Here is a 20,141-nt window from a genome sequence, read left to right on the forward strand (position 1 = left end):
GCACAGCCTGTGGCGTCAGTGCACAGCGGAGGCGCCCTGGACCCACTCGTTCAGGGCGCTTCCGCGTTCCGTGCCGGGACCGCCGGCGGCACCCGTGAGGAAGAAGGTGCGGATCATGCCGACAGCCGACGAACTGATCAGCTCTCAGACAGCCGAGGCACTGGCACACGCGCTCCGGACCGTCGTCCCGGACCTCCCCCTCACCCGCCTGCACGCGGCCGCGGCGCAGCTCGAGGGACTGCCCCTGCGTGCACGGGTCGAACAGCTGGAATCAGCACTCCTGGCCGACGTGCCGGGCGACTACGCCGCGCTGGCGCGTGTCGTCAGGAGTGCGCACGGCACCAACCCGACTTTCACCGGCTGGATGATCTGGCCGGTCACGGAGGTGATCGCGTCGAAGGCAGTCGCGGACGGCGGGACAGAGGCGTTCGACGATGCGATGGCCCTGCTCGCGGAGCTCACGGGGCTCCTCACCGCGGAGTTCGCCATCCGCTCTCTCATCACGCACGATCCCGATCGAGCGCTGGCGATCATCCGGACATGGACTGCGTCCTCGGACGTCCATGTCCGCCGGCTCGCGTCCGAGGGCACCCGCCCCCACCTGCCCTGGGCAAAGCGGATCCCAGAGCTCTCGCAAACGCCTGGGGCGACCGTCCCCCTCCTCGAGGACCTCTATCGAGATCCCGCCGAATACGTCCGCCGTTCCGTCGCCAATCACTTCAACGACCTGAGCCGCGACCACGCGGCCCTCGTCATCGGAACGGCCGAGCGCTGGCTCGCTGAACCGGATGGCAGCACGGAACGGGTGGTGCGCCACGGACTGCGCACCCTCATCAAGAGAGGCGATCCCGATGCGCTCGCGCTGCTGGGGTTCCCCTCCGTCGGACAGGCACTTCAGATCGAGGGGCCCGCCGTCGACCGGCAGAGCGTCGCGGTGGGCGAAGCCGTCGAGTTCCACGCCGCGATCCGCAACATCAGTGAGGACGACGTCCGCCTCACCATCGACTACGTCGTGCACCACCTCAAGGCGAACGGACGGCAGTCGCCCAAGACCTTCAAGCTCACGACGATGACTCTGCGTCCTGGTCAGATGACGGAGCTGCGGCGCTCGCATTCGTTCCGTCCCATCAGCACTCGGCGCTACTACCCGGGCGCCCACGCGCTCTCCCTGCAGGTCAACGGAGTTGAAACGACTCGCGCAGAGTTCGAGCTCACGACGAACGGCGTTCCCTGCTCAGTCTGAGCAGGGAACGCCGTGGTGGGCCGACCCACCGAGCCAGGTCGAGCGACGATCAGACCAGCGCGGCGGTCTCCGAGATGATCCGCTGGAGATCCACCGTGCCGGGGCACGCCGTGGACACGACGTCGCTGTGGCCGATGATCTGCGTGTTCGGGTCGATGCCGAAGTCGCGGCAGATGCGGGCGCACAGCTCGGCGGAGGCCGCGTAGGTCGTGGCGTCCGGCGGCCGCGACTGGTCCGCGGAGTGCTCGATGCCGATGCTGCGGCGATTCATCGCCAGATCGCCGGCATGCCAGGAGGTGTCCATCTCATTCACGTACTGGTGCACCGCGCCCTCACCGATGCCGTAATGGGCGCTCACCTGCGCGTTGGGGTCGGCGAACGTCGCGTCCGCAGCGGCGAGCGTGCCGACGATGTAGTGGATGACGATGCGGTCGACGCTGCTGCCGTTGCGACCGGTGTTGAAGTTCGGGCTTCCCTTCCAGAGGGCCATGCTCACTCACCCTCTCCGCGGCCCAGTGGGCAGCCGGTCAGGTTCGCGGGGTTGGACATCTCCCCACCGTCGCCGTCGGTGGTGCGGAACTGAGTGAAGTCGCGGTCCGAGGCCTGGGCCGCGCTCGCGCCGAAGACCAGGGTGGCCCCCAGCGCGGCGGCTCCTGCACCTCCGGTCATGAAGAGTCTGCGTCGGGTCACTGCTGAGTTCTTCGTGGGGATACTCATGGCTACGACGCTATGTACGACCCGTGACCAGGATCAATGACGCCCGAGTGAACTCGCAGTGGGAAGAGTCGCAACGTCCCGAAGTCGGACAGCATGACCGCCTTCCACTCCACGCCGGACCACGAGCTGAGCAGGCTGCCGGGGGTCGTAAGGGTGAACACCTCGGAGCGGATGGTGCTGACCGATATGTCGCGGTTGGGCTCATGAACCACCGAGGACAGCCTCGGATCCTCTGAACCTCCAAGACCTTTCGCTTCGGTCAGGTGGTGCCGTCGGGCCTCTCGTCGCCGTCCATCCTCGACCCGCGCTGCTTCGCTCGCCGTCGGGCGACACCGGGCCCGACGAACCACCAGACGATGACGATCGAGACCACGACCACCAACCAGTAGATCAACCAGAAGGCGCCGGCGAGACCAACGACCGCGATTCCGGCGAAGAGGAGGGCACCGGTGATTCCCGAGGCCAGGCAGCAACGCCGCCAGATCCTCTGCTGCTCATCGACCGAGGACCGATCAGTTTCGGCATTGGGCCCCTCCTGGTCCTTCCCTGCGAACTTCGCATCCATGGCTCTGATCGCGGAGGGTCCGAAGACCACGGTGAAGCCGATGTAGGTCGCGGAGAGACCATGCGCGAAGTTCGAATCGCTCCCGCTGCTCAGATCGATGTAGGTGAGGACGAGGAGGGCGAGATCGATCAACGGGGTCGCGATCAGGAACACGATTCCCACCCGGGGCGCACCGAGGAGGTATCTGATGGCCAGACCTCCGACGAGGAACGCCCAGAAGGCGATCTCGGCGGCAACGATCGATCCGATGAGCATCGTTCCACCCTGAGTCGTCACGCGTCCGCAGGTCAATGCCCCTAACGGAAGTCGGAGACCTCGACCTCATCGGCGGAAGACGAGCCCAGAGCCGCGATGAACGACCACGCATCCGGCCGTGAGCCATCGACGTCGTAGAGCCCGTAGTGCTCAGCCAGCTCGAAGGAGCTCGTCGAACGGGTGTTCCACAGTGCCCGCTGCGGATCTGCGGCCAGCGCCGCGATTCCTCGCGCCAGCAGCATGGGGGTCTCGGAGATGACGAAGTCGTACGGCGGCACGGCATCGGCGCGACCGCGGTTCGCCTCGGCAGCCGTCCTCCAGGTCTCTTCGGTGACCCCGAATGCATCGAGCATCATCTCCGAGCGCAGCCAGCCCGGTGTCACGGAGACCGCCGTACCGCCACGGGCCTCCAGATCGTGCCCCTCGGTGAACGCCAGCCGGTCGACGGCCGTCTTGGTGAGGTCGAGGAAGACCGTGGATCGGTACTGGTGGGCGTTGTACTCCCGAGTGCCGTCGGTGACCTCCACGACGAGCCCACCCGTGGTCCGGCTGAGCAGACCGAGAGCAGCATGACTGGTGATGAGGTGGGTCATGAAGCCGGTCTCGAACAGCTTCATCCCGCGTTCCCAGTCGAAGGACCAGAGCGGGACGTCGAAATCGACGTATGCCTCTCCCCCGATGTCGTTCACGAGGATGTCGAGGCGCCCCTGCTCGGATTCGATCCGTTCGATGAGCGACTCGACCTGCTCGTGGTCCCGATGGTCCACAGCGATCGCGGTAGCCGTCCCACCGGCATCGGTGATGAGTGCCGCAGTCTCCTCGATCGTCTCCTCGCGGTCATAGTCCGAGGCGTGCGCCCGCGTGGAGCGTCCGGTGCAGTACACGTGCGCACCAGCGGCGGCGAGTTCTCGGGCGATCGTGCGGCCCGCCCCGCGCGTCGCACCCGTCACCAGTGCGATCCGGTCGTCCAGTGGTGATGCATCCACAGTGAGTCCCTCCATGTCGATCCCTCCAAATCGATTCCTCCAGTGCCCACCCACCGTCTCAGCCATTCCGGACACCCTCTGTCGAGAATGGCCTAGGATTCGCTCATGAGGACCTCACGGATGCTCGCCATCCTGCTGGAGCTCGGGAACGCACGTCCCACCACCGCACAGGCACTGGCAGATCGGCACGAGGTGTCGACACGCACGATCCAGCGCGATATCGCCTCGCTGCAGCAGATCGGCGTGCCGGTGTGGACCCGCACCGGGCCAGCAGGCGGCGTCGGACTGGTGGAGGGATGGCGTTCACCCGTCACCGGAATGACAGCCGTCGAACTGCAGACGCTGATCATCGGGGAGGCGGGCTCACGGGACCTCGGGCTGCACGACGATTTCACCGCCGCACGGCTCAAGATGCTGGCCGCCGGGTCGACACTGGGGCCGAGCCCCGAGCACACCCACGAGCGCTTCCTCCTCGACAACGAGGCGTGGTTCACCCCGACCGACCGGCCCACGTCCCTGGCGGAGGTGGCGCGCAGCGTCTGGGAGGGTCGACGCCTCTCATTCGACTACACCTCCCGTCCACCCGTCGACGCAGCCGCGAGCGGGTCCCCGCCAGCGGAGGTCTCTCCACGACATCGTGCAGTGGATCCGCTCGGCCTCGTCCTCAAGACCGATCGCTGGTACCTCGTCGCCGCACGGCGCGGCACCCCGCGCACGTATCGGCTCTCCAGGATGTCCCACGTCGAGGTCCACCCGGAGCCTGCTGCAAGGCCGGCGGACTTCTCGCTGGCTGAGTACTGGCGAGAATCGCGCGGGGCCTTCGAAGCGTCCCTCGCCAGGCTTCCGGTGCGCCTGTCGCTGCCGACGGCCTCCGCCGAGGCCCTGGTCGCGGCCGTGCCCGGCGCGGGCACCCGAACGGCGATCGGAGGAGCGGACAGAGGAGGCGAGCGCGTGGAGATCCGCCTGCGGATGGAATCTGTGGCGATCGCGAGCTCCCAGCTCATGGCAGTACCAGGAGTCGAGGTGCTCGAACCCGCGTCGCTGCGCCGGGCGATCCACGACAGGGCAGAGGCCCTGAGGATCTGCAATCAGCCGCGCGAAGCGGACGACGCCACCGTGTGAGACCTCAGTCCAGGCAGAACTCGTTGCCCTCCGGATCGGCCATGACGATGAAGCCGTGGCTGAACGGCGGTGCGGGGTCGAAGCGCTCCAGCCGCGTCGCACCGAGCGCCACCAGGCGGTCACACTCGCGCTCGAACGCCTCCATCCGCTCTTCCCCCTCAAGTCCGGGCGCGGCGCGCACGTCCAGATGCACCCGGTTCTTCGCGGTCTTGCCCTCCGGCACCTGCTGGAAGAAGATCCGCGGGCCTGCTCCGTCCGGGTCCTCCAGCGCGGATGAGCTGTTCCACTGGTCCTGCGGGACACCGGCCTGCTCGAGGAACTCATCCCACGCGGCCATGGCATCCGCGCCGGGTGAGAGCTCCACTCCCGGCGGCGCCGGATGCGCGTACCCCAGCGCCTCGCCCCAGAAGGCGGAGAGCCCACGCGGGTCGCGCGCGTCGAACGTGACCTGCACGGTTCGGCTCATGCTCCGCCACCTCCTCCGGACCCTGCGGCGTCTCCCCGCGAGTGCAGATACAGATCCCTCAGCAGGCACACCTCCGACAGGTGATGGATGAGTTCGCGATGGATGTGGAGCACCAGCTGCGACATCGGATCCTCCGCGAACGGCCCCTCCGCCTCTCCGCACGGTCGGGCCAGTCCGTCCTCGCCCAGAGCCTCGACTCCGGCCAGCCACCGCGCGAGCTCCTCGTCCAGCTGCGCGAGTGCACCGTCCGCCGTCGCCGCATAGTCGAAGGTGAAGTAGTCCACCGGTTCGCGTCCGAAGTGCGAGGCGTTCCGCATCGCCAACACTCCCACGATCACGTGGCCCAGCCGCCATGCGATGGTCGTGAACGGTGCAGGGACGGGCTCCCAGAAGTACTCGTCATCCGTCAGGCCGCTCAGGCGCTCACGGAGCAGGTGATCCCAATGCCACGTGAACTGATCCCGGAGACTGCTGTTCCACTCGATTCGACCACTCATGATGCGCCCCTCCCCGTCGATGGGCACGACCCTCACCCACCAGGCCGCACCCGATACTTCACATGCGTCACTCCTGGGCCTTCCGCCACACGGAGGATCTCCAGCCCCACAGGCGCCTCGACCACATCGTCGAACAGCCTCCGACCGCGCCCCAGCAGCACCGGCACGAGGTGCAGCTGCAGTTCATCCAGGTGGCCACCGCGCAGCCCCTGCCGGATCGCGCCTCCGCCGTGGAGTCCGACCGCCCTGTCGTCCGCCTCGTAGCGCGCCAGCGCCCACGCCTCCTCGAACGACTCGACGAAGTGGAACGTCGACCCCTCCCGCACGTCGTCCGCCCGCGGTCTGTGGGTCACGACGAACAGCGGCACCTCGAACGGCGGCCGAGGCCCCCACGAGGCCTGCGCGTGCTCGTAGCTGTCCCGCCCCATGACCAGCGCACCCATCCGCTCGAACTCGGGGCGCAGGATGTCATCGGCGGTGAGCTGCGCCCGATCCCCGACGTCGCGGCCGAACCACCGGTGCAGCACCCCCCGGCCTCGCCCAATGGATTGTGCGCGCTCGGGTCCGCCCCGGTGTAGAAGCCGTCGAGCGAGACACTCAGATTCGCGATCGTGGTCATATGCACCTTCCGTGACGGCGCCGATCGGTCACCCGCCATGTTACGCACGTCACCATTTCGTGCGGAACCGTTCACGGGCGGTGGCCAGGACCTGGAGTCGCCCGCAGGCAAGATCCTGCGCCTCACGCCCGATGGCGGCGTTCCGGAGGACAGCCCGTTCGCAGACTCCCTCGTCTACAGCCTGGGCCACCGCAACCCGCAGGGGCTCGACTGGGCGGACGACGGGACCCTCTACCCGAGCGAATTCGGGCAGGACACGTGGGACGAGCTCAACATCATCGAACCCGGAGCGAACTACGGGTGGCCGGATGTGGAGGGCATCGGCGGGGACGATGAGTTCGTCGATCCCGTCAAGCAGCGGGAGCCAGCGGAGGCAAGCCCGTCCGGACTCGCGGTCTCCGGCGACTCGATCGTCATCGCGAGCCTGCGCGGCGAGCGTGTGTGGGAGGCGCCGGTGGGGTGAGGTCGTTCAGCCTCCGCTCTGTGCGGGGCCTCCCCGCAGACCGGCCCGCTCGATGTGGCTGCGCGCATGGACGACCGCGTCACCGAGGTCGTCGAACAGGTGACGGGAGTGCCGCAGCGCCCGCAGAACGCCCACGGTGCGGAAGAGCTCCTCATGCCGTGCTTGCACACCCTTGATGAGCACCGTGACACCGCGCCTCTCGAGCGACTTCACGATGTCCTCCAGCACATGCGCGCCCGTCGCGTCGATGACCTCGACGGAGGACATGCGCAGGATGACCACGTGGATGTCGTCGAACGCCATCACCTCGTCGAAGATCCTGTCGCCGGACGCGAAGATCAGCGGTCCGTCGAAGCGGACGATCGCGATCCTCTCGTCCCCGGGCTCCGGCTCGCCGGGCACGGCCTCGCGCGTCACCCGCGTGACCCGCGCCAGGTTCCGAAGCGCGAAGAACGCCGCGACGACGACCCCGATGACCACCGCGATGATCAGGTCGAACGCCACCGTCACGATCGCGGTCAGCAGGAAGGCTGCGGCATCCGCCCGGGTCGACCGCATGATCGACGCGGCCGTCGCCCAGTTCACCATCCGCCAGGCGGTCAGCATGAGGATCCCCGCCAGCGCCGCCAGCGGGATCATGCCGACGGGTCCTGCCGCGAAGAGCACGACGCAGAGCAGGACGACCGCGTGGACGACGGACGCGAGCCGCGTGCGGGCGCCCGCACGGATGTTGACCGCGGTGCGGGCGATCGCCCCCGTCGCCGGCATGCCGCCGAACAGCCCCGCGCCCACGGACGCGATGCCCTGCCCCACGAGCTCCCGGTCCGCGTTGTACGGACCGGTGTTCGCCATCGACGCGGCGACGCGGGCGGACAGCAGCGATTCGATCGCGGCCAGCGCCGCGACTGCGACGACCGGCCCCGCGAGGTCCGGCAGGGCAGCAACGTCGAACGTCGGCAGCGACGGCGCGGGCAGCCCCGACGGCAGCGCACCGATGACGGCCAGCGGTGTGGGAAGCGCGAGGCAGAGGAGGGTCGCCACGACGATGCCCAGCAGCGACCCGGGCACGGACGGATGGATGCGTCCCGCCACGAGCATGCACGCGATGACGACGACCGCGATGCCCACGGCCCACGCGACGTAGCCCCAGTCCGCCTCCGCGATCGACTGCAGAGCCGCGACGAGCGCGTTCGTGCTGTGGCCACCGGCGCCCACACCCTCGGGCGACGTGACCGAGGGGATCTGCTGCAGGAAGATGATGACGCCGATCCCCAGGGTGAATCCTTCGATGACGGGCCACGGGATGACGCCCACGGTCCGCCCCAGCTTCAGCAGTCCGGCGAGTGCCACGAGCACCCCGGCGAGGATCGACACCACCGCGACCGCCCCCGCCCCATGGGAGGCGACGATCGGCAGGAGCACGACGACCATCGCGCCGGTCGGGCCTGACACCTGCACGTTCGACCCACCGAACACGGCGGCGAGGAAGCCCGCGACGATCGCGGTGATGAGACCCTCGCTCGCGCTGAGCCCAGAGCTCACGCCGAAGCCGAGGGCCAGCGGGAGCGCGACGATGCCGACCGTCACGCCGGCCACCAGATCCGCCCGCCAGGTCGCGCGCAGGTCCGCGTAGTCCCGCCGGCCCGGGCGCAGGCTGCGCAGGTGCCCGCGCATGCGGGCGAACACCGAGGACCCTGCCGACACAGCCTGGGCGGTCACCGGCCCACCTGCTCGGCGCTCTCATCGGTGTTCTCATCGCTGTTCTCATCGGCGCGGGGCTCCAGACCATGCACCACAGGGAGGTCACCGGCATCGGAGAGCAGCTTCTCGTCCGACGCGAGGGTGTCGAAGAGCAGCTGCCGCGCGACCGCGAGCATGCGTGAGACGCGCACGTGCGCCAGCCGGTAGTAGACGTGGCTGCCGCGGCGCTGCGACTCGACGAGCCGGTGCCGCCTCAGGACTGCGAGATGCTGGGAGAGATGCGAGGCCTCGAGCCCGGTGGCGCGCAGCAGGTCGGTCACGTTCATCTCACCCGTGGCCGCACTCGCACCTTCGACGATCACCGCGTCAGAGCCTGGCCCGTCGACGGACCCGTCGCCCTGGAGCACTGCGACATGGTGGGCCTCGGAGAGCAGTTCGAGGATGCGGATGCGGAACGGGTGGGCCAGGCCCTTGAAGAGATTCGCCTTGATCTCGTAGAGGGGCTTCTGCGCGTCTATTGATGGCATGATGGATTCATCATATCAGTCACAAGACATGCTCTTCGATTTCACTGTGCAGAATCGTGCATTCGCTCACCGGAATGCACGACGTATAGGCTGTTCCCAGAACGTCACCCCCCCCCCGACGACGAGGAGTCACCTCTTGAAGCGCATCGGCATCATCGGCGCAGGCGCCGTCACGGCGGCCACCGTCGCCTCCCTCATCGCACCGACGGGCCTGGACCCGGAGATCATCCTCGTCAATCGCACCCATGCGAAGGCCGTGGGCCTCGCGGAGGACTTCACCTATGCTGCGGCGGCGACCTCTCGCGCCCGCGTGCGCGCGGGTGACTACGAGGATCTGAAGGGCGCGGACCTCGTCATCATCACCGCCGGGGTGAACGAGAAGGACGGCGGAGCCACGGATCGCTCCGATGATGCAGGGCGCCGCGTGCTCATCCCCGCGAACGCCCGCGCGTATGCGGACATGATCGGACAGCTGAAGGAGGTCGATCCGACCGCGACGGTCCTCGTCGTCACGGATCCGCCGGACCCGCTGGCCGCGCTGGCCCGCCGCCTCGCCCCGGAGATGACGATCCTGTCCTCCGGCACGACGATCGACACCATCCGGTTCCGCTACCGGGTCGGGCAGGAGCTGGGCGTGCCCGCCAGCGAGGTCGACGCGGTGGTGCTGGGAGAGCACGGCACCTCGGCGGTGTACGCCTGGTCGACCGCCCGCGTGGGCGGCAGGCGCGTCCTGGACCTCATCGAGGAGACCGGCGAGGACGTCGCCGTCGTCCAGGACCGCATCCGCGAGGCCGTGAAGTACTCGAACATCTCCATCATCGAGGGCATCGGAGCCAGCCAGCACGGCATCGGCGCGGTCGTCGCGCAGATCGCGGAGGCGATCGTCGACAACAGCCATGCGATCATGGCCGTCGCCTCCTACCAGTCGACGTACGGCACGTTCGTGGGTCTCCCGACGGTGCTGGGCCATGACGGAGCCGTGCGCATCCTCGAGCCTGAGCTCACCGATGAGGAGCAGTCGCTGCTCGACGAGAGCGCCCGCATCCTGCGGGAGGCCGATCAGATCGCGTTCGACTCCGCAGGGGTGTGACGACGGTCCGGCGCGCGCAGCGCCGGGCTCAGCGTACGGAGGCGCCGGTCTCGGCGTACGGTGGCGGCGGAAGGAGTCCATATGAGCAGCCGCCCCGCACAGCCGGACGTCATCGCAGTCCGGGGTGCCCGCGTCCACAACCTCCGGGATGTCGATGTCGACATCCCGCTGCACACGCTCGTGGGGATCGCCGGAGTCTCCGGCTCCGGGAAGTCGTCACTGGCGATGGGGGTGCTCTACGCAGAGGGCTCGCGCCGCTACATCGAGGCGCTATCCACCTACACGCGGCGGCGGATGGGGCAGTCGGCCCGCGCGGACGTCGACCGGGTGACGCACGTACCGGCCGCGCTCGCGCTGCGGCAGCGACCCGGGATCCCCGGTGTGCGCTCGACCTTCGGCACATCGACGGAGCTGCTGAACGTCCTGCGCCTGATCTTCTCCCGGCTGGGATCCCACGCCTGCCCCAACGGCCACTACCACCGCCCCACCCTCGCCGTCGCGGCGGAGCAGACGCTCACCTGCGAGACCTGCGGCATCCGATTCGACGCCCCGGGAGCGGAGGACCTCGCGTTCAACTCCGGCGGCGCCTGCCCCACCTGCGAGGGCACGGGCACCGTCCGCCGCGTCGACGACGACTCCCTCATCCGCGACCCGGCGCTCACCATCGACGACGGGACCGTGATCCCGTGGCAGATGTTCGGCTTCAACGTGCAGCCGCAGATCGTGCGCGAGTTCGGCGTCCGCACGGACGTCCCCTGGCGCGACCTCACGGACGACGAGCGCGACATCGTGCTCGACGGCCCGGAGGAGAAGAAGCACATCGAGGTCTCGACGAAGAAGGGCCTCCACGAGCTCGACTTCACCTTCCGCAACGCCCGCCTCACGGTCACGAAGGAGCTCGAGCGCGCCACCGATGAGAAGCGCCTGTCCCGCGTCAGCCGGTTCCTCACCGCCCACCGGTGCACCGACTGCGACGGAACCCGGCTGTCCTCGCAGGCCAGGGCGCCGCGGATCAGCGACGACGGCCTCGGCGACGTGACGGCCCAGCCGCTGACGGACACGGTCGCATGGGTCCGCGGACTGCCCGACAGGGTGCCCGATGAGATGCGCCCGCTGGCGGACGGACTCGCGGACACCTTCGTCGGAATGGCCGGACGACTGCTCGAACTGGGTCTCGGCTATCTCGCGCTGGACCGGGCCGGGTCGACCCTGTCGACCGGCGAGCGGCAGCGAGTCCAGCTCGCGCGGGCCGTCCGCAATGAGACGACCGGCGTCCTGTACGTCCTGGACGAGCCGTCGATCGGCCTACACCCGACCAACCTCGAGGGCCTGGTGGGCGTCGTCGAGGACCTGCTGTCCGGCGGGAACTCCGTCGTCATGGTCGATCACGACGTCGACGTGCTGCGGCGCGCCCACCACCTCGTGGAGATCGGTCCCGGGTCAGGCCGGCACGGCGGCACGGTCGTCGCGCAGGGCACCGTCGAGCAGGTGGGCGCGCATCCGGACTCGCGGATCGGCGGGTTCCTCACAGGAGTCGAGGACGCCATCACCCGCCCCCGCACTCCTGCCGCGGAGACGTTCGCACGCGGCCGCATCCGACTGCGCACCGACCCGATCCACACGGTCCACGCGCTGGACGTCACGATCCCCCGCGGTCGCCTCACGGCCGTCACCGGCGTGTCCGGGTCCGGCAAGACGACGCTGGTGCTCGAGAGCCTGGTGCCCGCGCTCTCCGCCGCGGTAGGAGCCGCGCACGCGGAGGAATCCGCTGGAACCGCCGCCGAGGCCCCGGCCGGCTCCCCCGCCCACGTCACCCGGCTGGACGCGTCCGGCGTCGAGCGGGTCGACGTCGTCGATGCGACTCCGATCGGGATCAACGTGCGGTCGACGGTCGCGACGTACTCTGGCGCTCTCGACGAGCTGCGCAAGGTGTTCGCGCGGCTGGGTTCTGCGAAAGCCGCCGGCCTGAAGGCCGGAGACTTCTCGTACAACACGGGTTCGCTGCGGTGCCCGCGCTGCGACGGGACCGGGCAGATCTCCTTGGACGTGCAGTTCCTGCCGGACATCGACGTCGTCTGCCCCGACTGCGATGGCACCCGCTACGGGCAGGACGCGCAGGAGCACAGGCGGCGGTCAGCGACGAGCGCCGAGGACGGCGGGCCGGAGGGCGCGGACGGAGACGACGTGTCGCTGCCGCAGCTGCTGGCGATGACCGTGGAGGAGGCGCTCGAGCACGTCGGCGACCTGCCCCGTGTCCGGACGCGACTCGAGGGTCTGCGCGAAGTCGGCCTGGGCTACCTGACCCTGGGCGAATCGACGCCTGCCCTGTCCGGCGGCGAGGCTCAGCGGCTCAAGCTGGTCTCCGAGCTGAACCGCAGGCAGGAGCAGACGCTCTTCGTGTTCGACGAGCCGACGGTGGGGCTGCACCCGCTGGACGTCCGCGTGCTCGTCGGAGTGCTCCAGCGATTGGTCGATCAGGGTGGGACCGTCGTCGTCATCGAGCACGACCTCGACCTCATCGCGAACGCCGACCACGTCATCGACATGGGGCCCGGCGGCGGCGACGCGGGCGGCCGGATCATCGCGACCGGCACGCCGGAGCAGATCGCCGCCGACCCGGACAGCGTGACAGGCCGCTACCTGCGGGTGTGAAGGACAGAAGTCGGCCGTGCTGGCTCGTGTCAGCGACCCGACTCAGAGCGTCGTGGTGTCCGTGTTCGCCCCGCACACCACGATCGCGACCCGCTCGTCGTCCGCCGGCACGTACGCGCCGGACAGCAGGGCAGCGTATGCGGCGGCAGCTCCGTGCTCCGCCGCGATCCGGAAGTCCTCCCACAGTCCAGCGCGCGCCGCGACGATCGCCTCGTCATCGACGAGCAGACTCGTCACCCCGACGCGCTGCGCGGTGTCGAAGCCGATGTCGCCGATCCGTCGTGCACCGAGGGAATCGGCTGCGATCCCCGCCACCTCGACGTCCGTCGGCTCACCCTGCGCGAGAGCCGTCGCGAGGGTCGCGGCGGTCTCCGGTTCGACGCCCACGACGTTCGCCCGGCCCTCCGCCGCGGCGAGCGTGCCGGCGAGCAGTCCGCCGCCGCCCACGGCGACGATGATCGTGTCGACTTCCGGATCGTCCTCGAGGATCTCCTCCGTCATCGTGCCCGCACCCGCGGTGATCTCCAGCTGGTCGTACGCGTGGCAGTAGACGGCGCCGGTGCGTCCGGTGTGTTCCATCGCGGCGGTGAAGGCCTGCGCGTACTCCGTTCCCACCTGGCGCACATCCGCACCGTAGGACTCGAGTCGCGCGACCTTCACCGGCGGGGCGGTCTCCGGCACGAACACCGTCGCGGGGACCCCCGCCCGGCGGGCGGCGTACGCGTTCGCCATCCCCGCGTTCCCGCCGGAGGCCACCACGATGCCGATCTCCGGGTCCAGCTCTCCGCGCTCCAGGGTCGCGAACACGCGGTTGAACGCACCGCGCGCCTTGAAGGATCCCGTGTGCTGGAGGTACTCGCACTTGAGGAGGAATCGTCCGTGGGCACCCTCCACCTCGAGCATGGGGGTTCGACGCACGTGGGCGCGCACCCGTTCGTGGGCGGAGAGGACATCGGAGCGCGAGAGCATGCGTGGCCTTTCGAAGCGGAACCGCCGACGATGTACTGCACCGCACGACGACGTCACAGCGGCGTGAGCTGGGTCGCCGTCAGGCTAGCGCACACGCGACGAGCCGGTCGATGAGCGATTCTTCAGCGTCAGCTCTTCCCACCCGCGTCGTGTCGAGCCATTCTTGGAGCATGGACGATTGCGGCCGTGTGGACGACCGGCAGGGCACAGCGGCTCGTGGACACTCCGCGGCAACGCTGTACGAAGCCTCCACGCACAGCCTCGCCTGCAGCGCGTCGTTACGGCCTGCCTGGCCGGGAGCGGAAGTGTCGGGTCGCGCGTTCACTGTCCGAGGTCGCGGCGGCGACAACCTCGCTCTCCACCACGCCGTGCTCCAGGCGCCGTCCGGCACCGTCCTCACGGTCGACGTCCAGGGAGCCGAGTACGGGCACTGGGGCGAAGTGCTCGCCGTCGCCGCCCGAACGCGCGGCATCGCGGGCCTCATCATCGACGGCAGCGTGCGCGACACTGAGGCGATGAGCCAGATGGGCTTCCCGGTCTTCTCCTCGGGAACCTCCGTAGTCGGTACGCGGAAAGACTGGTTCGGACAGTTCGGTGGAACCATCAGAGTGGGTGGCGCGGCCGTGCGATCAGGCGATCTCGTGGTCGCGGACGCCGATGGGGTCGTCATCATCTCGGCCGAGCACGCACGAGAGGCACTCGAGAGTGCGGATGAACGAGTCGCGAAGGAAGCAGCGTTCATGGACCAGCTGCGGAACGGAGCGACGACCGTCGACCTGCTGGACCTTCCGTCCATCGAGCGCACACAGTCACAGTCCGGCCCCTGACCCAGCCTGCGCTGGCGAACCACCGCCGAGGCGGCTGGTCGGGTCAGTCCGTCCAACCAGCCCAGCTCGTCCAGTCAGTCAGTCGGGGCGACTTCGATCTCCGCACTGGCCGCGAGCTCGCTGATCTGCCGTGCGAGCTGCAGATCCCGGTCCGTCACGGCTTCGACATCGTGGCTGATGAGACGGACCTCGACGTGAGGGAAGGTGAGCAGGAGATCCGGGTGATGCCCCGCGTCCTCCGCGACGGCGGCGATCCGCTGGACGAGTTCCAGTCCGGCCATGAAGTCACCCGTGCTGAAGCGGGTGCGCAGGCCGTCCTCGGCCGCATGCCAGTCGGTGAGCTGGGCTTCCTGCAGTGCGTGCGTGAGCTGCTGTCCGCTGTACTCAGTCATGTCTCCACCCTACGTCCCGCGCCCGGCCCGGGACCTGTGCATCCGATCCTGATCCGATGCACCGCCCCTTGACGATGCACCGCCGCTTGGCGGAGTCACGGCCGTGTGGCTGATCCGCCACCGCGCGGACACACGGACAGGTTCCTCACCCGTCAGACTGGAGATGCGACGACGAACGGAAGACACCATGCACGCAGCAGGACCTTACAGACCGACGCCCATTCCCGGCACACGGATGCGCGGCATCGGGCGCCTGCTCTTCTGGATCGGCGGAGTCCTCACCGTCATCTGCATCGCAGGAGGAATCATCCTCGCCGTCTCCGGCTTCACCCGTCTCGCGGAGACCGCCTCGATCTCGCATCCCGTCGATGGCCCCACGCAGATCGACCTCGAGGCCGGTGACCAGATGCTGTACTACGTGCCCGGCGTCATCGACCCGACGACACAGGGGTCGACGAACGGTTCAGGATACGGCTCCGACGACGACTCCGATTCGCCCGACTACGTCGCCGCCGGATCCGCTGGCTGCTCTGCGACCGGCCCCGCCGTCGTGGAGATCAGGCCCGGAGGGACGAAGCACACCTCGTCCAGCAGCGGCGGCACCCGCGTGAGCGACGGCGGGTTCACCGCAGAGGAGGCGGGCACCTACACCGTCACATGCAGCCCCGATGCAGGCATCGACGTGGTCGTGGCGCCGCCCACGAACGTCGGTGGAATCCTCAGTGGGGTCGGCGGCGTGCTCGTGGGTGTGTTCGGTGCCCTGGGATTCGGCGCGGTCACACTGCTGGGGCTCATCCTCTGGCTGGTGGGCCGGGACGGCATGAAGAAGCACGGCGCGCTCTGACGCGGGGGCGCCTCACCACCTGATGTCGGACGCCGATCCGACCCGGCGGGGACTCCCGGCACCAGCACGCGCCTCCGCGCGGGCCTCCGCGCCGACCTCCGCCTCCACGGCCTCGGCGAACTCCAGCCCGGTCTTCTCGGTCAGCTCCGCGAGCGTCACCTGATAGGTGGAGAAGTCCTTCAGCCCGTCGACGATCTCAAGGTCGTCGAGGTCCTGCGTCAGCACGAACGCCGCGGCGCGCAGCTCGTCGTCGACGACGTAGTAGACGACCTTGAAGAACTCCCGCGGGATGCGGAATCCCCGGTACTCGCGGTCAGCGGCCTTGAAGACGGGCCCGGCGACGACGCTGATGCGCAGCGAGGCGACATCGACGGCGTCGAAGAGGGCGTCTTCCAGCTCTCCCCACACCCCGGATCGTCCGGCCTGGTTGAAGGTGTTCATCTGCGGGACGATATTCGTGAAGTGGAACGAGTCCTCGTTCGCCCGCTCCGCCTCCGCACGAGGACCCCACAGGAGGTCGGCCCGCCGCGCGATGTGGCCCCGATCCAGGTCATTCGTCGCGTAGAGGTCCTCCCCCGCCTGCACATCGGCCGGCAGCCGCTCGTCCAGGCGGAAGTCGATGCCGTCACGCGAGAGGCGGCGCATGTCGTCGCCGTCCACGTTCCACGCGACCCAGCGGGCGAACCGCCGCGCCCGGCTCATCGTCAGGCTGAAGTGGGTGTACGGCACGACGGTCGACCCGTCGACCTCGACAGCGTCATCAGCGCCGAGCTCTTCGTCCGCCTGCGACGCGGTGGAGGCGAACGTCGGCACCGCCACCGGCACGGCAAGGAAGTCCTCGTCGAAGCCGGAGCCGACCGCGGCCTCGGCGGCGGTCTCCTGCGCGACGGAACCGTCCAGCGAGAAGTCGAGCACGTCACGGACCGACGACGCGAGGCATGCGATCGCCCGCTCGTCGCCGCTCAGCGAGTCCGCTCCCGCGAAGTGCAGCCCCGCCATCACGCGCGAGGTGTGGCCGTTGCCGGCCTTGAGCATCCACACGGCGCCCGAATCCCCGCCGTCGCTCAGCATCCCGGTGCCGGCGGGGTCGTCCTCGTTGTCCCGGCGCTCATCGGGCTCGATCTCGAACCCGCCGATGGACGTCTCACCGACGCCCTCGCCGTAGTCCAGCGACACGATCGTCTCGATGCGGCTGACCACGCCATGGCTCACGCCGGTGGTGCGGCCCGACTTCACGACGCGATCGCCCAGATCAGGGTCCGCGATCTCCTCCGGCACGACGCCCAGGCCCATGATCGCAGGATCGACCCGGCGGGACCCTACGGAGGCGAGCGCGGCGTCTCCCGCTGCGCCCAGGTGGGAGCGGAGCAGACGGCCGAACTCGTTGCGGGGGTCGCCGGAGTTGTCGTCGTGGCTGCCCGGCTGCAGCGCGGGATCGCCGATGGCGCCGGTCGGCCCGTGCAGCACATGCCAGTTCGACAGCACCGCGGGCCTGCCGGTCGTCCGATCGTGCACGATCGCTCCGAGCGTCCCCGCGGAGACGACGGGATGGGAGATGCTCACACCGGGCTCCAGCGGATCCCTGCGCGTCTTGCGCTCGCTGCGCTCCGCCTCCGGGACGACGCGGTACGCGGGGACGAAGGCGCGCTCGACCACATCGGTGACGACGGGGTCGCTGTCGATCTCCAGCGTCTCCGGGATGGCCCTCGTGTCCATCTGCTCGAGCTGCGCGCCGGCGGCCTTCGTCCGCACTGTGAACTGCAGGCTCAGCTGATCGGTGCGCGCCCCGTCCTTCTCCTTGTACCCGACGCCCACGGACGTGACGTTCGGATCGTCCAGGTAGTGGCGCCCGTACCGTCGGATCCACGCGCGGATGCGCTCGAGCCGCGGCGTCGAGACGGCTCGCGGGTCGGAGCTCGAGTCGGAGGTCGGGTCGGAGTTCGGGGCGGCGGCGGAGCTGTCGGGCGTATCGGATTCCTGTGCCATGCACTCAGTGTCCGCCCTCCACGTGTCGCCGATGTGGCGAGAGGCTGAGCAACGACTGAGATCGGCGGGGCCCTCAGGGGCCAGCGGCCGTCAGGTGTCAGCCGCACTCAGATCTGTGCTGCGATCTCCTCGGCGAGCCGCGCCACGTCGGCCTCGGTCGTCCACCGACCCAGCGACAGGCGCAGCGCACCCATCGCCCGCGTCGCGTCCGCTCCCATCGCGGTCAGCACCGGCGAGGGCGCATCCGTGCCCGCGTGGCAGGCAGACCCCGTGGACGCAGATACACCCGGCGCTCCCGCCAGCACGTCGACACCGCGGGCTCCCGCGATGCTCACGTTGAGCGTCTGCGGCAGCCGCGCCTCCCGGGGACCGTTCAGATGCACCCGTCCCGGCAGCAGGTCGACGAGCCTGGACTCCAGCGCATCCCGCAGAGCCCGCATGCGCTCCCCCGAGCCCGCCTCGAGGTCGTCCGCCGCCAGCCGCGCCGCCTCACCGAACGCCACGATCCCGGCGACGTTCTCCGTCCCGCCTCGCAGTCCTGCCTCCTGCCCGCCGCCGGGCAGCAGCGCCGCGATCGATGTACCCGCGCGCACATACAGGGCACCCACGCCCTTGGGCGCGTAGAGCTTGTGGCCCACCACCGTCAGCAGGTCGACGCCCAGCGCGTCGACGTCGACGGGCACCTTGCCGACACTCTGCGCGGCGTCCGTGTGGAACAGCACCCCTGCGTCCCGAGCGATCCGCGACAGTGCGGAGATCGGCTGGATCGCCCCGGTCTCGTTGTTCGCGTGCATGATCGACACGAGGACCGTGTCCGGTCGCAGAGCGCGGGCGAGCGACGCGGGGTCGACGAGTCCCTCCGAGTCGACCGGCAGGGCGGTGACCTCGACGCCGTCCTCAGCCAGGACCTCGGCGGCGGCCAGCACCGCAGGGTGCTCCGTCTCCTGGATCACCAGGTGGGGACGGGCCGCGCCGGCGCCGGAACCGGCAGCGTGGGTCGGGGCTCCCGCACCCGCCGCCGAGGCCGCCCGCGCCGCCCGCAGCACGCCTCGGATCGCGAGGTGGTCGGCTTCGGTGCCGCTGCCGGTGAAGATGATCTCGTGGTGCGAGGCCGCACCGATGAGCGAGGCGACCTGGGATCGGGCGCGCGCCACCGCCTCGGCGGGCGCTGTTCCGAACCCGTGGGAGCTGGAGGGGTTGCCGAAGTGCGCGGACAGGTACGGGCCCATCGCTGAGACGACGCGGGGGTCGACGGGCGTGGTGCCGTTGTAGTCGGCGTAGACGGGGTCAGACGCGGAGAGGGGAGACTGCGAGGCTGCCATGCCTCCCAGTCTCCCCCGCTGAGTCAGTAGTCCACCGCCTCAGTCGTCCACCGACTCGGTCGTCCGGTGACTCGGTCGTCCGGTGACGCTGGCTGCGACTCAGTACATCGCGTGCTGGCCGCCGTCGATCGGGACGATCGTGCCGTTGATGAAGCCAGACTCCTCGGAGAGCAGGAACGCGACGAGTGCCGCGACCTCCTCCGGCCTGCCGAAGCGCTTCATGGGATTCACCGACACGAACTCCTTGCCGGCGGCCTCCCAGTCCTCACCGCCCAGCTGGCGCAGCGAGCCCTCGACCATCGCGGTCATGATGGCACCCGGAGCGATCGCGTTGATGCTGATGCCGTGCTCGCCGTACTCGCGGGCGGAGTTGCGAGTCAGGCCCACGACTCCGTGCTTCGACGCGGCGTAGCCGGACTGGTTGCCGACGCCGCGGATGCCACCCACCGACGCCGTGTTGACGATCGAACCGGAGCCCTGTGTCCGCATCTGCTTGAGGACGGCCGCCATGCCGGCGAAGACACCTGTGAGGTTGACGGCGAGCACCTTGGCGAACTCATCGTCGCCGAACTCCTCGGTGAGGTTCTGCCGGCCCTCGATGCCCGCGTTGTTGAAGAAGCCGTCGATCGAGCCGAACGCGTTCACAGCGGTGTCCACGTACTTCTGGACGTCCTCGGACTTCGTGACGTTCGCCGTGACGAGCTCGACGCCGCCTGCGCCTGCGGTCTCGACCAGCTTCCCGGTCTCCTCGAGACCTTCGGCGCTCATGTCCACCAGGACGAGATTCGCGTCCTCCTGCGCCAGGCGCAGTGCTGTCGCCTGCCCCAGCCCGGAGCCTGCGCCCGTGATGATGACGGTCTTGCCAGAGAAACGTGCCATGTGAGAACCACTCCTCGTC

The 20,141-nt window shown here is 69.3% G+C and carries 20 protein-coding genes and 1 pseudogene; 7 read left to right on the forward strand and 14 right to left on the reverse strand.

What is annotated here, in order from left to right:
- Nucleotides 1–115: 115 nt before the first annotated feature.
- Nucleotides 116–1,243 (forward strand): DNA alkylation repair protein, encoded by a 1,128-nt coding sequence (locus FM105_RS13040; RefSeq protein WP_087009230.1) that lies wholly within the window; start codon nt 116–118, stop codon nt 1,241–1,243.
- A gap of 49 nt (nt 1,244–1,292) precedes the next feature.
- Here FM105_RS13040 and FM105_RS13045 read toward each other — a convergent pair whose 3' ends face one another.
- The 4 genes from FM105_RS13045 to FM105_RS13065 all read right to left on the reverse strand — a co-directional run bounded on the left by FM105_RS13045 (nt 1,293) and on the right by FM105_RS13065 (nt 3,766).
- Complete coding sequence (locus FM105_RS13045; RefSeq protein WP_087008929.1) at nt 1,293–1,733, reverse strand: N-acetylmuramoyl-L-alanine amidase; 441 nt, start codon at nt 1,731–1,733, stop codon at nt 1,293–1,295.
- 2 nt (nt 1,734–1,735) lie between these two features.
- Complete coding sequence (locus FM105_RS13050; RefSeq protein ID WP_087008931.1) at nt 1,736–1,960, reverse strand: hypothetical protein; 225 nt, start codon at nt 1,958–1,960, stop codon at nt 1,736–1,738.
- Between the two features lie 259 nt (nt 1,961–2,219).
- Complete coding sequence (locus tag FM105_RS13060; RefSeq protein ID WP_087008935.1) at nt 2,220–2,780, reverse strand: hypothetical protein; 561 nt, start codon at nt 2,778–2,780, stop codon at nt 2,220–2,222.
- A 41-nt stretch (nt 2,781–2,821) separates the two neighbouring features.
- Nucleotides 2,822–3,766 (reverse strand): SDR family oxidoreductase, encoded by a 945-nt coding sequence (locus FM105_RS13065; protein ID WP_256970403.1) that lies wholly within the window; start codon nt 3,764–3,766, stop codon nt 2,822–2,824.
- A 105-nt stretch (nt 3,767–3,871) separates the two neighbouring features.
- On the opposite strand from FM105_RS13065, the gene FM105_RS13070 reads away from it, so the two are divergent.
- A complete protein-coding gene (locus FM105_RS13070; protein ID WP_087008940.1) occupies nt 3,872–4,888 on the forward strand; it encodes a helix-turn-helix transcriptional regulator in 1,017 nt (338 codons plus the stop codon).
- A 4-nt stretch (nt 4,889–4,892) separates the two neighbouring features.
- On the opposite strand, the gene FM105_RS13075 is transcribed toward FM105_RS13070, so the two are convergent.
- Genes FM105_RS13075 through FM105_RS13085 form a run of 3 tightly spaced genes read right to left on the reverse strand, consistent with a single transcriptional unit; the run spans nt 4,893 to nt 6,378 of the window.
- The gene (locus FM105_RS13075) at nt 4,893–5,354 is read right to left on the reverse strand and encodes a VOC family protein (protein WP_087008942.1); all 462 of its coding nucleotides are present in this window, start codon (nt 5,352–5,354) and stop codon (nt 4,893–4,895) included.
- Nucleotides 5,351–5,851, reverse strand: coding sequence for a DinB family protein (locus tag FM105_RS13080; RefSeq protein ID WP_087009232.1), 501 nt, complete (start codon nt 5,849–5,851; stop codon nt 5,351–5,353). The genes FM105_RS13075 and FM105_RS13080 overlap by 4 nt, the downstream gene beginning before the upstream one ends.
- Nucleotides 5,852–5,883: 32 nt before the next feature.
- Nucleotides 5,884–6,378, reverse strand: coding sequence for a dihydrofolate reductase family protein (locus tag FM105_RS13085; RefSeq protein ID WP_218777959.1), 495 nt, complete (start codon nt 6,376–6,378; stop codon nt 5,884–5,886).
- 171 nt (nt 6,379–6,549) lie between these two features.
- Here FM105_RS13085 and FM105_RS13090 point away from each other — a divergent pair.
- Nucleotides 6,550–6,927, forward strand: a pseudogene (locus FM105_RS13090) (PQQ-dependent sugar dehydrogenase); the annotation flags it as partial.
- A gap of 12 nt (nt 6,928–6,939) precedes the next feature.
- On the opposite strand, the gene FM105_RS13095 reads toward FM105_RS13090, so the two are convergent.
- Both FM105_RS13095 and FM105_RS13100 read right to left on the reverse strand, forming a co-directional pair.
- A complete protein-coding gene (locus FM105_RS13095) occupies nt 6,940–8,607 on the reverse strand; it encodes a SulP family inorganic anion transporter (protein WP_087009234.1) in 1,668 nt (555 codons plus the stop codon).
- Nucleotides 8,608–8,648: 41 nt separating this feature from the next.
- On the reverse strand, nt 8,649–9,161 hold the full coding sequence (locus FM105_RS13100; protein WP_087008946.1) for an ArsR/SmtB family transcription factor: 513 nt from the start codon (nt 9,159–9,161) through the stop codon (nt 8,649–8,651).
- 136 nt (nt 9,162–9,297) lie between these two features.
- Between FM105_RS13100 and FM105_RS13105 the strand changes: the two genes are divergently transcribed.
- Together FM105_RS13105 and FM105_RS13110 are read left to right on the forward strand one after the other, a co-directional pair.
- The gene (locus FM105_RS13105; protein ID WP_101601698.1) at nt 9,298–10,251 is read left to right on the forward strand and encodes a malate dehydrogenase; all 954 of its coding nucleotides are present in this window, start codon (nt 9,298–9,300) and stop codon (nt 10,249–10,251) included.
- Nucleotides 10,252–10,332: 81 nt separating this feature from the next.
- Nucleotides 10,333–12,903 carry an excinuclease ABC subunit A gene (locus tag FM105_RS13110; protein ID WP_087008950.1) on the forward strand — a complete coding sequence of 857 codons (2,571 nt, stop codon included), beginning with the start codon at nt 10,333–10,335 and terminating at the stop codon, nt 12,901–12,903.
- A 42-nt stretch (nt 12,904–12,945) separates the two neighbouring features.
- Here FM105_RS13110 and FM105_RS13115 read toward each other — a convergent pair whose 3' ends face one another.
- Complete coding sequence (locus tag FM105_RS13115; protein WP_087008952.1) at nt 12,946–13,872, reverse strand: threonine/serine dehydratase; 927 nt, start codon at nt 13,870–13,872, stop codon at nt 12,946–12,948.
- 170 nt (nt 13,873–14,042) lie between these two features.
- Here FM105_RS13115 and FM105_RS13120 point away from each other — a divergent pair, with 170 nt between their 5' ends.
- A complete protein-coding gene (locus FM105_RS13120) occupies nt 14,043–14,699 on the forward strand; it encodes an RraA family protein (RefSeq protein WP_087008955.1) in 657 nt (218 codons plus the stop codon).
- 74 nt (nt 14,700–14,773) lie between these two features.
- On the opposite strand, the gene FM105_RS13125 is transcribed toward FM105_RS13120, so the two are convergent.
- Nucleotides 14,774–15,091, reverse strand: a complete 318-nt coding sequence (locus tag FM105_RS13125; protein ID WP_087008957.1) for a 4a-hydroxytetrahydrobiopterin dehydratase — start codon at nt 15,089–15,091, stop codon at nt 14,774–14,776.
- A 187-nt stretch (nt 15,092–15,278) separates the two neighbouring features.
- On the opposite strand from FM105_RS13125, the gene FM105_RS13130 reads away from it, so the two are divergent.
- A complete protein-coding gene (locus FM105_RS13130) occupies nt 15,279–15,935 on the forward strand; it encodes a hypothetical protein (RefSeq protein WP_143275890.1) in 657 nt (218 codons plus the stop codon).
- Between the two features lie 12 nt (nt 15,936–15,947).
- Here FM105_RS13130 and FM105_RS13135 read toward each other — a convergent pair whose 3' ends face one another.
- The 3 genes from FM105_RS13135 to FM105_RS13145 all read right to left on the reverse strand — a co-directional run bounded on the left by FM105_RS13135 (nt 15,948) and on the right by FM105_RS13145 (nt 20,122).
- Nucleotides 15,948–17,921, reverse strand: a complete 1,974-nt coding sequence (locus tag FM105_RS13135; RefSeq protein ID WP_087008961.1) for a DNA/RNA non-specific endonuclease — start codon at nt 17,919–17,921, stop codon at nt 15,948–15,950.
- Nucleotides 17,922–18,028: 107 nt separating this feature from the next.
- The gene (locus FM105_RS13140) at nt 18,029–19,243 is read right to left on the reverse strand and encodes a cysteine desulfurase family protein (RefSeq protein ID WP_087008962.1); all 1,215 of its coding nucleotides are present in this window, start codon (nt 19,241–19,243) and stop codon (nt 18,029–18,031) included.
- Between the two features lie 99 nt (nt 19,244–19,342).
- Nucleotides 19,343–20,122 carry a glucose 1-dehydrogenase gene (locus tag FM105_RS13145; protein ID WP_087008964.1) on the reverse strand — a complete coding sequence of 260 codons (780 nt, stop codon included), beginning with the start codon at nt 20,120–20,122 and terminating at the stop codon, nt 19,343–19,345.
- Between the last annotated feature and the right edge of the window lie 19 nt (nt 20,123–20,141).

It is taken from the genome of Brevibacterium yomogidense (genome assembly GCF_900163715.1).
In the GTDB taxonomy this organism is placed as follows: Bacteria; Actinomycetota; Actinomycetes; order Actinomycetales; family Brevibacteriaceae; genus Brevibacterium; species Brevibacterium yomogidense_A.

Bases quoted from the DNA above. Each gene is read 5' to 3' on its own strand.
- FM105_RS13040 (WP_087009230.1), top strand. From the start codon at position 116: ATGCCGACAGCCGACGAACTGATCAGCTCTCAGACAGCCGAGGCACTG.
- FM105_RS13045 (WP_087008929.1), bottom strand. From the start codon at position 1,733: ATGGCCCTCTGGAAGGGAAGCCCGAACTTCAACACCGGTCGCAACGGC.
- FM105_RS13050 (WP_087008931.1), bottom strand. From the start codon at position 1,960: ATGAGTATCCCCACGAAGAACTCAGCAGTGACCCGACGCAGACTCTTC.
- FM105_RS13060 (WP_087008935.1), bottom strand. From the start codon at position 2,780: ATGCTCATCGGATCGATCGTTGCCGCCGAGATCGCCTTCTGGGCGTTC.
- FM105_RS13070 (WP_087008940.1), top strand. From the start codon at position 3,872: ATGAGGACCTCACGGATGCTCGCCATCCTGCTGGAGCTCGGGAACGCA.
- FM105_RS13075 (WP_087008942.1), bottom strand. From the start codon at position 5,354: ATGAGCCGAACCGTGCAGGTCACGTTCGACGCGCGCGACCCGCGTGGG.
- FM105_RS13080 (WP_087009232.1), bottom strand. From the start codon at position 5,851: ATGAGTGGTCGAATCGAGTGGAACAGCAGTCTCCGGGATCAGTTCACG.
- FM105_RS13095 (WP_087009234.1), bottom strand. From the start codon at position 8,607: ATGCGCGGGCACCTGCGCAGCCTGCGCCCGGGCCGGCGGGACTACGCG.
- FM105_RS13100 (WP_087008946.1), bottom strand. From the start codon at position 9,161: ATGCCATCAATAGACGCGCAGAAGCCCCTCTACGAGATCAAGGCGAAT.
- FM105_RS13110 (WP_087008950.1), top strand. From the start codon at position 10,333: ATGAGCAGCCGCCCCGCACAGCCGGACGTCATCGCAGTCCGGGGTGCC.
- FM105_RS13115 (WP_087008952.1), bottom strand. From the start codon at position 13,872: ATGCTCTCGCGCTCCGATGTCCTCTCCGCCCACGAACGGGTGCGCGCC.
- FM105_RS13120 (WP_087008955.1), top strand. From the start codon at position 14,043: ATGGACGATTGCGGCCGTGTGGACGACCGGCAGGGCACAGCGGCTCGT.
- FM105_RS13125 (WP_087008957.1), bottom strand. From the start codon at position 15,091: ATGACTGAGTACAGCGGACAGCAGCTCACGCACGCACTGCAGGAAGCC.
- FM105_RS13130 (WP_143275890.1), top strand. From the start codon at position 15,279: ATGCACGCAGCAGGACCTTACAGACCGACGCCCATTCCCGGCACACGG.
- FM105_RS13135 (WP_087008961.1), bottom strand. From the start codon at position 17,921: ATGGCACAGGAATCCGATACGCCCGACAGCTCCGCCGCCGCCCCGAAC.
- FM105_RS13140 (WP_087008962.1), bottom strand. From the start codon at position 19,243: ATGGCAGCCTCGCAGTCTCCCCTCTCCGCGTCTGACCCCGTCTACGCC.
- FM105_RS13145 (WP_087008964.1), bottom strand. From the start codon at position 20,122: ATGGCACGTTTCTCTGGCAAGACCGTCATCATCACGGGCGCAGGCTCC.